Annotated in this window: 10 protein-coding genes; 1 reads left to right on the plus strand and 9 read right to left on the minus strand. The window is 62.2% G+C overall.

Translation table 11 applies throughout. The annotated features are described in order from the left end of the window. Positions 1–17: 17 nt before the first annotated feature. The 6 genes from ACF8EA_RS08105 to yghU form a co-directional block, all read right to left on the minus strand. Complete coding sequence (locus tag ACF8EA_RS08105; protein WP_021782415.1) at positions 18–1,262, minus strand: saccharopine dehydrogenase family protein; 1,245 nt, start codon at positions 1,260–1,262, stop codon at positions 18–20. 32 nt (positions 1,263–1,294) lie between these two features. Then, on the minus strand, positions 1,295–2,392 hold the full coding sequence (nspC, locus tag ACF8EA_RS08110) for a carboxynorspermidine decarboxylase (protein ID WP_003248125.1): 1,098 nt from the start codon (positions 2,390–2,392) through the stop codon (positions 1,295–1,297). A 184-nt stretch (positions 2,393–2,576) separates the two neighbouring features. Then, the gene (locus tag ACF8EA_RS08115) at positions 2,577–3,494 is read right to left on the minus strand and encodes a pyridoxal-phosphate dependent enzyme (protein WP_021782416.1); all 918 of its coding nucleotides are present in this window, start codon (positions 3,492–3,494) and stop codon (positions 2,577–2,579) included. After that, positions 3,491–4,165 (minus strand): transcriptional regulator, encoded by a 675-nt coding sequence (locus tag ACF8EA_RS08120; protein WP_103444498.1) that lies wholly within the window; start codon positions 4,163–4,165, stop codon positions 3,491–3,493. Before ACF8EA_RS08120 ends, ACF8EA_RS08115 begins: the two co-directional genes overlap by 4 nt. A gap of 82 nt (positions 4,166–4,247) precedes the next feature. Then, positions 4,248–5,951 carry an amidase gene (locus ACF8EA_RS08125; protein ID WP_338444858.1) on the minus strand — a complete coding sequence of 568 codons (1,704 nt, stop codon included), beginning with the start codon at positions 5,949–5,951 and terminating at the stop codon, positions 4,248–4,250. A 193-nt stretch (positions 5,952–6,144) separates the two neighbouring features. Next, positions 6,145–6,987 (minus strand): glutathione-dependent disulfide-bond oxidoreductase, encoded by an 843-nt coding sequence (yghU, locus tag ACF8EA_RS08130; protein ID WP_392521488.1) that lies wholly within the window; start codon positions 6,985–6,987, stop codon positions 6,145–6,147. A 200-nt stretch (positions 6,988–7,187) separates the two neighbouring features. Between yghU and ACF8EA_RS08135 the strand changes: the two genes are divergently transcribed. Then, positions 7,188–8,234, plus strand: a complete 1,047-nt coding sequence (locus ACF8EA_RS08135; protein WP_392521489.1) for an alpha/beta hydrolase family protein — start codon at positions 7,188–7,190, stop codon at positions 8,232–8,234. On the opposite strand, the gene ACF8EA_RS08140 is transcribed toward ACF8EA_RS08135, so the two are convergent. The 3 genes from ACF8EA_RS08140 to ACF8EA_RS08150 form a co-directional block, all read right to left on the minus strand. Beyond that, entirely contained in the window at positions 8,196–9,389 is a 1,194-nt protein-coding gene (locus ACF8EA_RS08140; protein WP_392521491.1) for an MFS transporter, read from the minus strand. The genes ACF8EA_RS08135 and ACF8EA_RS08140 overlap by 39 nt on opposite strands. A gap of 174 nt (positions 9,390–9,563) precedes the next feature. Then, positions 9,564–11,150: an ABC-F family ATPase gene (locus ACF8EA_RS08145; RefSeq protein ID WP_003248141.1), complete on the minus strand. Its 1,587-nt coding sequence runs from the start codon at positions 11,148–11,150 to the stop codon at positions 9,564–9,566. A 32-nt stretch (positions 11,151–11,182) separates the two neighbouring features. Then, positions 11,183–12,397 carry a tyrosine-type recombinase/integrase gene (locus ACF8EA_RS08150; RefSeq protein WP_101196649.1) on the minus strand — a complete coding sequence of 405 codons (1,215 nt, stop codon included), beginning with the start codon at positions 12,395–12,397 and terminating at the stop codon, positions 11,183–11,185. Positions 12,398–12,430: the final 33 nt, after the last annotated feature.

The raw sequence follows: 12,430 nt of genomic DNA on the forward strand, positions 1-12,430 counted from the left end.
CCCCTGCTGTTTGTTGCTTAGGCTTCAGCGTCCCAAGGACGATCGCCTTTTTCATCTTTGACGCGGGTCGGCAGGCCCATCACGTCCAGCGCCTTGAGGAACGGCTCGGCTGGCAACTCCTCGACGTTGACCATGCGCTTGGCATCCCACTCGCCACGGGCAACCAGCAGGGCGGCAGCCACTGGTGGTACGCCGGCGGTGTAGGAAATGCCCTGGCTGTCGGTCTCGGCGTAGGCTTCTTCGTGGTCAGCCACGTTGTAGATGAACACTTCGCGCGGCTGGCCATCCTTGGTGCCTTTGACCAGGTCACCGATGCAGGTCTTGCCGGTGTAGCCAGGGGCCAGCGAGGCTGGGTCTGGCAGTACGGCCTTGACCACTTTCAGCGGCACCACTTCCAGGCCTTCGGCGGTTTTCACCGGCTGCTCGCTGAGCAGGCCCAGGTTTTTCAGAACAGTGAACACGTTGATGTAGTGCTCGCCGAAGCTCATCCAGAAGCGCACGTTCGGTACATTGAGGTTCTTCGAAATCGAGTGAACTTCATCGTGGCCGGTCAGGTACAGGTTTTGCGAGCCTACCACTGGCAGGTCGTCGGTACGCTTGACCTCGAACATGGTGTTGCTGGTCCACTGGCTGTTCTGCCAGCTCCACACTTGTCCGGTGAACTCGCGGAAGTTGATTTCCGGGTCGAAGTTGGTGGCAAAGTACTTGCCATGGGAACCGGCATTGACGTCGAGAATATCGATCGAATCAATGCTGTCGAAATATTGCTGCTGCGCCAGCTTGGCGTAGCTGTTCACCACACCCGGGTCGAATCCGACGCCGAGAATGGCGGTAATGTTCTTGGCCTGGCACTCTTCGAGGTGTTTCCACTCGTAGTTGCCGTACCACGGCGGGGTCTCGCAGATCTTGCCCGGCTCTTCGTGGATGGCGGTGTCCAGATAGGCGGCACCCGTATCGATGCAGGCACGCAGCACCGACATGTTGAGGAAGGCGGAACCCACATTGATCACAATCTGCGATTCGGTTTCGCGGATCAGTGCCTTGGTTGCCTCGACATCGAGGGCATTGAGCGAGAAGGCCTGGATGTCGGCGGGCACCTTGAGGCTACCCTTGGCCTTGACGCTGTCGATGATGGCCTGGCATTTGGAGATGTTCCGTGACGCGATAGCGATACGACCCAGTTCGTCGTTATGCTGCGCGCACTTGTGGGCCACCACCTTGGCGACACCTCCTGCACCAATGATAAGAACGTTCTTCTTCAATTTACCTTTTGCTCCTTACTTGAAAGCCGGTCTTACGACAGGCTGGAAACGTAGTCTTCGAAACCGAACTCGCGGACGACTTCGACGCTGCCGTCGAGCTGCTTGACCACGATGGAAGGCATCTTCAGCCCGTTGAACCAGTTTTTCTTGACCATGGTGTAACCCGCCGTGTCGATGAACGACAGGCGATCGCCAATGGCCAGCGGACGGTCGAATTGGTACTCGCCGAAGATATCACCGGCCAGGCATGACTTGCCGCAGACCATGTAGGTATGCTCGCCGTCATTGGGGGCCATCTTGGCGTTGAGGCGGTAGATCAGCAGGTCGAGCAGGTGCGCTTCGATCGAGCTGTCGACCACGGCCAGGTGCTTGCCGTTGTACAGGGTATCGAGCACGGTCACTTCCAGCGAGGCGCTGTTGGTGATGGCTGCTTCGCCGGGCTCCAGGTATACCTGCACGCCGTATTTTTCCGAGAACGCCTTCAGGCGCGCGCAGAAGGCGTCCACTGCATAGTCTTCACCGGTGAAGTGAATGCCGCCACCAAGGCTGACCCACTCGACCTTGTGCAGCAGGTGGCCGAAACGCTCTTCGATGTGCGTGAGCATCTTGTCGAACAGGCCGAAGTCACCGTTCTCGCAGTTGTTGTGGAACATGAAGCCGGAGATCTGTTCGATCACCTGCTCGATCTTGGCCGGGTCCCATTCGCCCAGGCGGCTGAACGGGCGGGCCGGGTCGGCCAGCAGGTAGTCGGAGCTGCTGACCTGCGGGTTGACGCGCAGACCACGCACTTTGCCTTCGGACTGTTCGGCAAAGCGCTGCAGCTGGCCGATCGAGTTGAAGATGATCTTGTCGCAGTTCTCAAGCATCTCCTCGACCTCGTCGTCGGCCCAGGCCACGCTATAGGCATGGGTTTCGCCGGCGAACTTCTGGCGGCCGAGCTTGAGCTCGAACAGGGAGGACGAGGTGGTGCCGTCCATGTACTGCTGCATCAGGTCGAACACCGACCAGGTGGCGAAGCACTTGAGGGCGAGCAGCGCCTTGGCACCGGAGTGTTCGCGCACGTAGGCGATCTTCTCCATGTTGCTGAGCAGCTTGGTTTTATCGATGAGGTAATACGGCGTCTTGATCATTTAAAGGCCCCCGGCCAGGCCGGCCAAAAAAAGGACACGCATTGTGCCTTCACTTGCCGCAGACCGAAAGGGCGGGATACGCATTTCGTCAGGGTTGACGCGATTGCGAGGGCTTTTCGGTTGCGGCGAGCCTAGTAGATCAGGTGCATGTGACTGTCGTAATCACCCCCGACAGATGGCAGCTTCAGTCTGCCTGCTGCAGCCACGCCCTGATCTGCTCCAGTGTTGCGGTAGCGCCGCCACAGACCACCACCAGTACATTGCGCAAGGCGCCCAGTGCCTTGGCATCATAGGCCACTGCCAGCGCCGCCCCGCACGCGGGCTCGACCAGCACACGGTGGTCCAGCAAGAACCGCTCACAGGCCTCCAGCGCTGCGCGATCGCTGACCAGGTGGCTGTGCACCGGATGCTGCTGCACGCATATCAGCGCCTGATCAGCCACACGCTTGGCCCCCAGCGACGTCGCCACCGAGGCGATACGCTCCAGCTCCACCGAATGGCCGGCCTGCATGGCCGCATGCAGCGACGCCGCGCCCTCGGTTTCTACCGCCAGCACCGGCACGTCGCCCCAGCCATTGCGCTTCAGGCCCTCCACCACGCCGCTGAGCAAGCCGCCACCGCCGACTGACAGCACCACCGCGTCCGGCTTCAGGCCAGCCTCGGCCACTTCATCCACCAGGCTGGCATGCCCGGCCCACAGCAGTGGGTCGTCGAATGGGTGGATGAAGGCATCGTTCGGGCCTACTAGTGTCTGTGCCAGGGCGTTGGCCTCTTGCCAGGAACTGCCGTGCACCACCACCTTGGCGTTTTCCAGATGCAGCAACTCCTTTGCCCGTGCGGTGGTGGTTTCGGGTACCACCACGGTCACCGGCACCCCCAGCTTGCGTCCGGCGTAGGCGACTGCCAAACCGGCATTGCCGCCTGACGAGGACACAAAGTGCCGGGCGCCGCGCGCCTGGTGTACCTCGCAGGCGTGGCCTACACCGCGCAGTTTGAACGAACCGCAGGGTTGCAGGGCGTCGAGCTTGAGCCAGATATTACGGCCGGCAGCCAACGACAGCGGGCGCGATTCGATCAGGGGTGTATGAATGTGCAAGGTCATTGGCTGGCTCCGCGTAGTTGCTCGAGGTAGTTGTAAATGGTGTAGCGCGTCACGCCGAGGGCGCTGGCAGCCTTCTCGACGCCGCCCTTGACGATGAACAGGCCGCGTTCCTGCATGACGCGCACGGCCTCGACCTTGGCCTGTTTGTTCATTCGCCCCTGGCCGCTGCGCTGCAGGGCGGCCTGGATGATCTCGCTCATCAGCAGCTCCATGTCGGCTGGTTCGTTGACCGCCGGTATGGCCCCCAGCGGCTGCAACTGCTGGAGAAAGCTCATGGCAGCATCGAGGCCGGTGACGTCGGTGTTGACGCACAGGCTGGCGAACGGGTGGCCGCTGCTGTCACGGAAAATTGCCGTGGCACTTCGTAGCGTGCGGCCTTTGAGCGTAGTGGGGTAATCGGGCAGCACCACCGGCTCACAGCCGTGCTGGTCGGCCGAGGCCTGCATCAGTGCCTTGAAACCCTGGTCCTGCTCCGGTGCGGCGAGGATCGGGCTGCCCAGGCTGCGGCCGGAAAGATGACCATTGACGATCGCCACCACCGAGTGCTCGGGGTGGTCAAGGTCGTGCAGGAGAATTTCCATGTTGCGCGCGGCAACGCTGCCCAGGGCCTGGATGGCGGCCTTGAGCACGGTGAGGGTGAGTTGGCGTTCTTCGCTGGGGGTGATAGGCATGGCAGATCGCAAAATCAACTGTTTGTGTATTTTTACACATATGGTTGAAATTCGCGATCTGCTTTTAGGGGCCCTGTAAGACTCAGCCAAGCGCCGGCGTGCGCGGCGGGATCATCCGGCGCGAGCCGGTCGACTCGAAGGCGGCAGCAAAACTCAGCAGCGCGTTGTCGCTATAGGCCTTCCCGGCAAAGGTCAGCCCCACCGGCATACCGATATCGGCCATCACGCCCATCGGCACGGTCACGGTCGGCACGCCCAGGTGACGGATTGCCAGGTTGCCGTTGGCTACCCAGATACCGTTGCTCCAGGCGATGTCCGCCGATACCGGGCTGATATCGGCATCGGCCGGGCCAACGTCAGCTACGGTGGGGAACAGCACCGCGTCCAGGCCCAGCTTGTCCATCCAGTCTTCCAGGTCCAGCTTGCGGGTCTGCTCCAGGCCGCGCAGGCCGTCGGGCAGTGTTTCGATCTGGTCCCAGGTCTTCAGACCGCGTTTGGCCATGTTGACGTACTCGTCCATGCCGGCAGCCAGGTCGTCTTCACGGTTGGGCAAGGTGCCCGGGTCGTGCGGGAAGATCTTCAGCCCGTCGACATCGGCCAGGCGGTTAAGCTTGGGGTCATCGTTGGCGCGCAGGAAGTCGTCAAAGGCCCAGCCCGACAGTTCCCACAGTTCGTCATGCAGGAACGCTTTGCTGACGATGCCGCGGTTGTACACGGTCGGCGCGCCTGGGCGGTCACCTTCACAGTTGGACACCAGCGGGAAGTCCACTTCCAGTACTTCGGCACCCGCTGCTTCCAAGGCTTGGCGTGCTTGTTGCCACAGGTCAATCACCGTAGCGCGGGTGTTGATGCGTTGGCCGGTCGGCCCGCCGATGCCCGGCTTTTCGGAGGTGCCTGCTTCGGGGTCGGCATTTATATACATGCGTGGTACGCCAAAGCGCTTGCCCTTGAGCGCGCTGGCATCCACCGCCAGCTCAAGGTACGACGCCGGACGTACCGTCGAGGCAGCCGGGATCGGCACCCACGGCTGCAGGCGCCACAGGTCGCCGCGCTTGTCGGCGTCATCGGCGACCACCACGTCGAGGATTTCCAGCAGGTCGGCCATGGTGCGGGCATAGGGCACCACCACGTCCATGGTCGGCGTCAGCGGCCAGTTGCCACGCACCGAAATCACCCCGCGCGACGGGGTGTAGGCGCACAGGCCGTTGTTGGACGCCGGGCCACGGCCGCTGGACCAGGTTTCTTCGGCCAGGCCAAAGGCGCTGAAACTGGCGGCGGTGGCGGTACCGGCACCGTTGGACGAGCCCGAGGCGAAGGGCGCGGTCAGGTAGTTGGCGTTGTACGGGCTTTCGGCGCGGCCATAGACGCCGCGCTGCATGCCACCGTTAGCCATGGGCGGCATGTTGGTCTTGCCCAGGCACACGGCTCCGGCGGCGCGCAGGCGCTCGATGGTGAAGGCGTCGCGCTGGGCGACCAGGTCCTTGAAGGCAGGGCTGCCGGAGGCGGCAGTCAAACCTTTGACCAGGTAGCTGTCCTTGGCGGTGTAGGGGATACCGTCCAGCGGGCTAAGCACCTGGCCCTTGGCACGGCGGGCGTCGGAGGCCTCGGCTTCTTTCAGCGCCTCCGGGTTGCGTACCACTACGGCGTTGAGGGCAGTGGCGGTGTCGGCGCCATCGTAGGCGTCGATACGTGCCAGGTAGGCCTTGACCAGCTCGACCGCCGTCGTGCGGCCCGACTCGAGCGCGTCGCGCAGCTCGGCAATGGAAACCTCGGTTACCTCGATCATGCGTTCACCAAAAAAAAATGTGCAGGTAGGGGCTAATGCGAGGAGTGTACAAGAAGGGCTTGGTGGGCGCAGGTTTGCGCAGGGGCAAATGGTTTTATGCAGGGGGGCATTGTCGGGGGGCATTAACAGGCATTACGCGGTCCTTTGCCGGGGCGGCCTTTTGTTGACAAAGGCCGCCCCCACACCGTCTGCGTCAACAGGCCAGGTCTGCGGCGCTATGGCGCTCCGGCACCTGGCTGTTTTCATCTCCCCAGGTACGGTTCACCCGTGTACCGCGCTGCACCGCAGGGCGCAGGGCAATTTCCTCGGCCCAGCGCTGTACGTTCGGGTACTCGTCAACCGCCAGGAACTGTGCGGCGTCATACAGGTTGCCGCGTACCAGCTGGCCATACCAAGGCCACACGGCAATATCGGCAATACTGTATTCCTCGCCGCCCAGATAACGGCTTTCGGCCAAGCGACGATCAAGTACGTCCAGCTGACGTTTGGCCTCCATGGTGAAGCGGTTGATGGCGTACTCGAACTTTTCTGGTGCATACACGTAGAAGTGGCCAAAGCCACCGCCCAGGTAAGGCGCCGCACCCATCTGCCAGAACAACCAGTTCAGGCTTTCGGTGCGCGCAGCCGGCGATTTTGGCAGCAAATCTCCGAACTTCTCAGCCAGGTACAGCAGGATCGAGCCTGATTCGAACACCCGCACCGGCGGCTCCACGCTACGGTCGAGCAGGGCAGGAATCTTCGAGTTGGGGTTGACCTGGACGAAGCCACTGGAAAACTGATCACCCTCGCCGATGCGAATCAGCCAGGCATCGTATTCGGCACCGGCGTGACCCAGGGCAAGCAGCTCCTCAAGGGCAATGGTGACCTTGACGCCATTGGGCGTGGCCAGGGAATACAGCTGCAGCGGGTGCTTGCCCAGCGGCAGGTCCTTGTCGTGAGTCGGGCCGGCTACCGGGCGGTTGATGCTGGCGAACTGGCCGCCGGAGGCTGCGTCGTTGCGCCAGACTTTGGGTGGCACATAGGCAGGCTTGCTCATGCATGAATCTCCTTCAATGGCGCGAGAACATCACGTAACAACGTGGACCTGCATCTATGCCACGGGTTCGATGCGATACGCAAATGCACGGGGCGCCGGCGCAACATGCATGACGGCGGTTTCATCCAGTTTTCATCCGGCACGAGCCCGGCCGTCTTTATGCTGAGCTATCTCCTCGTCCTGCAAGGAACCGCTGGCCGATGACCATTGCACGCTGCGTGTTGGCGCTGGTCCTGCTCGGCGGCCTGTTGGCCCGCGCCGAGGCCGCGCCATGGGTTGCCGGCCTGCATCTTATGACCTTGACCGACCCGGTCGATAGCCGCCCAATGCAAGCGCTTGCGTTCTACCCGGCCATTGGCAAGACCCGTCGCAGCCGAATAGACGGGTATCCCGTCGACGTGGCCGAGGAGGCGCCCGTGGCCATGGGCCGATTTCCGTTGCTGGTGCTGTCTCACGGCAATACGGGCAGCCCATTGGCCTTGCATTACCTGGCCACGTCGCTGGCGCGGCAAGGGTTCGTGGTGGTGGCGGTTGTGCACCCGGGGGACAACGTGCGCGACCACAGTCGCCTTGGCACCCTGAGCAACCTTTATGGACGGCCGCTACAACTCAGCGCGGCGATCACCGCAGCGCGCGCTGATAGGGTGGTCGGGCCTTATCTGAACGAAGGCAAGGTGGGTGTTATCGGCTACTCGGCCGGCGGAGAAACCGCGTTGATCCTGTCTGGCGCACGCCCTGATCTGGACCGCCTGCGTCAGTACTGCCTGGAGCGCCCGAAGGACGCAGACGCCTGCAAAACCCACGGCATACTGATTGCCGACCGCAGCGAACTGGCGCCTGAGACCGACCAGCGGGTGGGTGCGATCATGTTGATGGCGCCGCTGAGCCTGTTGTTCGGGCGCCATGCCTTGGCCGGGGTGCAGGTACCCGTGCTGATCTACAGTGGCGACAGCGATCAGCTTGTGGCTGTGGACCGTAATGCCGAGGCCCTGGCCCGCAAACTGCCGGTCACACCGGACTACCGCCTGTTGGCCGGTGCCGGGCACTTCGTATTCATGGCCCGTTGCGATGCCGAGCAGTACGCGCGGATGGCAGCGCTGTGCAAGGATGCCGATGGCGTCGACCGCCGGCATATCCATCGCTCGCTGCAGCGAGAAACGGCGGCGTTCTTCAGCCAGGCGCTGGGTGCGCCAGCGCCGGCTGAGCGTTCAGCTGCGACGGGCGCGCCGCGCCAGCAACAACGTTAGGCCGACCCCGGCCAAGGCGAGCAGGGCAGCCACGCAGAAGATCGAGGCATACCCCAGGTGCGCAGCGACGGCCCCCATCACTGGGCCGGCAATGGCCAAGGCCATGTCGAAGAACACTGCATAGGCACCCAGCCCCGCGCCGCGGCTGCTGCTGGGGACTTGCCTGATCGCCTCCACGCCCAATGCCGGGTACACCAGCGACAGCCCGAAACCGGTCAGCCCGGCGCCAACCAGCGCCCAGGGCGGCGACGGCGCCAGCCACAGAAGGCTCAGGCCAAGCACTTCGGTGGCCATGCAGGCGACCGCCACGTTGTAGCCACCAAAGCGGTTGACCGCGTTGACGAACAGCAGCCGTGAAATGATGAAGCACACGCCAAATGCACTCAGGCACCAGGCCGCGCCGGCCCAGCCGCGCTCGAGGTAATACAAGGTGACGAAGGTGGTCAGGGTGCCGTAACCGATCGAGGCCAGGGTCAGACCCAGGCCGCACGGGGCAACCCGGCCGAACGCCGACCAGAAGGGCAGGCGCTCGTCGCGTACCACGACCACGTCGGGGCGCTTGCGAAGCACCAGCAGGGCAAGGGTTGCCAGCACCAGCAAAGCCGGCCCCAGCACGCTGAAGTCCAGCCCGTCCACGGCCAGCACGCCCATTGGCGCACCGATGGCGATCGCGCCATAGGAGGCGATACCGTTCCACGAGATAACCCTGGCAGTGTGCTCGGGGCCGACCTGGCTGATGCCCCAGCTCAAGGTGGCCACGCCGATCAGCCCTTGGGCGATGCCCAGCAGCAAACGTCCACCGAGTAGCAGTGCCAGGCTCAGCTGCGGTAAGGTGAGGGTCCAGGCTGACAGCAACGTCAACACCCCACAACCGGCAATCCCCAGCAGGCCAAAGCGGATGGCCTGTTTCCCTCCCAAGGTGTCCGCCACCCTCCCTGCAAACGGGCGGCTCAGCAGCGTGGCCAGATACTGCAGGCCAATCGTTACACCGGCGATTACTGCGCCAAAGCCGAGTTGATCGTGCACATAGCTGGGCAGTACCGCAATCGGCAGGCCGATGCAGAGGAAGGCAATGAAGGTATAGAAAACGATCGACAGGATCTGCAGGGTGATGTGCAGCGTATTACTGTCGGGGGCAGGTTGTTGCGCGATCATGGGCTCTTTCGCGGGCGGGCGGTTGGGCGTGGACCCATCATGGCTGGTGCGCGAAGGAAAAGAAAGCAGGCTAACGAATTATTCGTCGGGTAGTGTCAGTTGGTGGGAGGGGGCTTCGCGGGCAAGCCCGCGAAGAGGCCCAGCCACACAAGGTGGCCAGGCCTTGGCCTTCAATCAGACCAGCACACCCTGGCTACGCAGGTAGTCATCGTAAGTACCGCTGAAGTCCACCACACCATCGGCCGACAGCTCGATGATGCGCGTGGCCAGCGACGACACGAACTCACGGTCGTGGCTGACGAACAGCAGGGTACCCGGGTAGTTTTCCAGCGCCAGGTTCAGCGCTTCGATCGATTCCATGTCCAGGTGGTTGGTCGGCTCGTCCATCACCAGCACGTTCGGCTTCTGCAGGATCAGCTTGCCGAACAGCATGCGACCTTGTTCACCACCGGAAATCACCTTCACCGACTTGAGGATCTCGTCGTTGGAGAACAGCATGCGCCCCAGGGTGCCGCGGATCACCTGCTCCCCAGAGGTCCACTGGCCCATCCAGTCGAACAGGCTCATGTCGTCTTCGAAGTCGTGGGCGTGGTCCTGGGCGTAGTAGCCCACTTCGGCGCTGTCGGTCCACTTTACCGAACCGGCATCCGGGGTCATCTCGCCGACCAGGGTGCGCAGCAGGGTGGTCTTGCCAATACCGTTGGGGCCGATGATCGCAACGCGCTCGCCCGCTTCGACGGTGATGTCGAAGTTCTTGAACAGCACCTTGTCGTCGAAGGCTTTGGCCATTTTCTCGACGACTACGGCCTGGCGGTGCAGTTTTTTCGTCTGTTCGAAGCGAATGAACGGGCTGACGCGGCTGGACGGCTTGACCTCGGCCAGCTGGATCTTGTCGATCTGCTTGGCACGTGAAGTGGCCTGCTTGGCTTTGGAGGCGTTGGCCGAGAAGCGGCTGACGAAGGTTTGCAGCTCGGCGATCTGGGCTTTCTTCTTGGCGTTGTCCGACAGCAGCTGCTCACGCGACTGGGTGGCTGCGGTCATGTACTCGTCATAGTTGCCCGGGAACAGGCGCAGCTCACCGTAATCCAGGTCAGCCATGTGGGTGCAGACGCTGTTGAGGAAGTGCCGGTCGTGGGAAATGATGATCATGGTGCTGTTACGCGCCGTGAGGATCGTTTCGAGCCAGCGGATGGTGTTGATGTCCAGGTGGTTGGTCGGTTCGTCGAGCAGCAACACGTCCGGGTCCGAGAACAGCGCCTGGGCCAGCAGTACACGCAGCTTCCAGCCCGGTGCCACTTCGCTCATCGGGCCGAAGTGCTGGTCCAGCGGAATACCCAGGCCCAGCAGCAGTTCACCGGCGCGGGACTCGGCGGTGTAGCCGTCCATTTCGGCGAATTCGGTTTCCAGCTCGGCGACGGCCATGCCGTCTTCTTCGGTCATTTCCGGCAGCGAGTAGATACGGTCACGCTCGGCTTTGACTTTCCACAGCTGGCCGTGGCCCATGATCACCGTGTCGATCACGGTGAATTCCTCGTAGGCGAACTGGTCCTGGCGCAGCTTGCCCAGGCGGGTATTCGGCTCGAGCATGACCTGGCCTGCGGACGGCTCCAGGTCACCGCCGAGGATTTTCATGAAGGTCGACTTGCCGCAACCGTTGGCGCCGATCAGGCCGTAGCGGTTGCCGTTGTTGAATTTGACGGAAACGTTTTCGAACAGTGGCTTGGAGCCGAACTGCATGGTGATGTTAGCGGTAGAAATCAAGTGCTTGTCCTGCGGGGGTTCCAGAGGTGTATTTAGGCCCTCTCGTCAGTTTTGGGCCAATTTTGGGCCAATTCGACTCGGGGCGGCAGCTTCTCCAGCTCCCTCCAGTCCGAGGAGGAGCTGATCCATTTCGCGTAGGTAGAGAGCAACATCTCGACGCTGTGGCCAAGCTGGCTCGCGATGAACGCGGGGTTCATCCCAGACATCAGGCACATGGTTGCGTAGGTGTGGCGGGTGTCGTACTGACGGCGTTCACGGATGTTCAGCGCCTTCAGCGCCGATTTGAAGTGGCGGATTGTAACACTTGGCTCGTTGATCCACAGCCCACCTTTGCTAGGTTGGAACACGAAGGGACTAGTCGGGTGGGCCGACTTGGACGCCATTCGACGAAGGGTAGCCATTCGCTGGGCCTGGTTGATGGCGTTCAATGCGCGCTCGTTCAACAGGACCACCCGATGATGCTTGGTTTTCGTACGTTCCTGGGGCGCACGGTTGACGATGATCCGGCGAACCGTCGCGGAGCGCTGATCAACGTCGATATCCTCCCATTTCAGACCCATTGCTTCGCCAGGGCGGACCCCAGTGAAGAAGCAAAACTCGAAGAACGCTGCGTAGATCTGCGAGTATTTCTGAAGCGTCGCATACAGGTGGGAGATTATCGCCTCTGCTTCCGCCCTGGTGTAAGGGTCTACGACTTTCTTGACGGCCTTTGGCTTATCGAGCGAGGTGGTGGGGTTCTTGGCGATCAAACCATCGAGGACCGCTGTTTTGAAAACGCTGGACAGCTTGATGATCGCATTCCGCTTGACGCCAACTGAGGTCCACTGGATCTGCGAAATGACCCCACGAAGCATGGTCGGCGTGATCATGTCTATCCGGCGTAGGCCGAGGTATGGCATCCAGTAGATGTTGAACACGCTCTTGTAGTTGTTACGGGTGCCTTCGACGATGTGGCGGCTATCCAGCCACATCTGGGTGTAGGCGCCCAGGCTCGGGATGGACTCCGCCGTCCGGCGGGCCACCTCCGAGCCCGGGAATAGCTCGGCATACTTCTCGTCGTCCAGCAGGCCGTGGCGGATCAGGTTTACTACTTGATCACGTACACGGCTGGCTGCGCGGATGCCCTGCGCCGTCGGGGGATGGGCGAGGGTTTCCCCGCGACGCTCACCGTTCCAAGTGAAACGGATTCGGAGCGAGTCTCCTCGGATTTCAATTCCAGGGGGCAGACCCACAGGCTTTCGAGCCATTCCTCATATCTCCATCTGCTGTACATGATGTTG

The organism is Pseudomonas sp. YQ_5 (genome assembly GCF_043103305.1).
Taxonomy (GTDB): domain Bacteria; phylum Pseudomonadota; class Gammaproteobacteria; order Pseudomonadales; family Pseudomonadaceae; genus Aquipseudomonas; species Aquipseudomonas putida_Y.

Excerpts from the sequence above, each read along its gene's own strand:
- nspC (WP_003248125.1), bottom strand. The coding sequence starts at position 2,392 with ATGATCAAGACGCCGTATTACCTCATCGATAAAACCAAGCTGCTCAGC.
- ACF8EA_RS08115 (WP_021782416.1), bottom strand. The coding sequence starts at position 3,494 with ATGACCTTGCACATTCATACACCCCTGATCGAATCGCGCCCGCTGTCG.
- ACF8EA_RS08120 (WP_103444498.1), bottom strand. The coding sequence starts at position 4,165 with ATGCCTATCACCCCCAGCGAAGAACGCCAACTCACCCTCACCGTGCTC.
- ACF8EA_RS08125 (WP_338444858.1), bottom strand. The coding sequence starts at position 5,951 with ATGATCGAGGTAACCGAGGTTTCCATTGCCGAGCTGCGCGACGCGCTC.
- yghU (WP_392521488.1), bottom strand. The coding sequence starts at position 6,987 with ATGAGCAAGCCTGCCTATGTGCCACCCAAAGTCTGGCGCAACGACGCA.
- ACF8EA_RS08135 (WP_392521489.1), top strand. The coding sequence starts at position 7,188 with ATGACCATTGCACGCTGCGTGTTGGCGCTGGTCCTGCTCGGCGGCCTG.
- ACF8EA_RS08140 (WP_392521491.1), bottom strand. The coding sequence starts at position 9,389 with ATGATCGCGCAACAACCTGCCCCCGACAGTAATACGCTGCACATCACC.
- ACF8EA_RS08150 (WP_101196649.1), bottom strand. The coding sequence starts at position 12,397 with ATGGCTCGAAAGCCTGTGGGTCTGCCCCCTGGAATTGAAATCCGAGGA.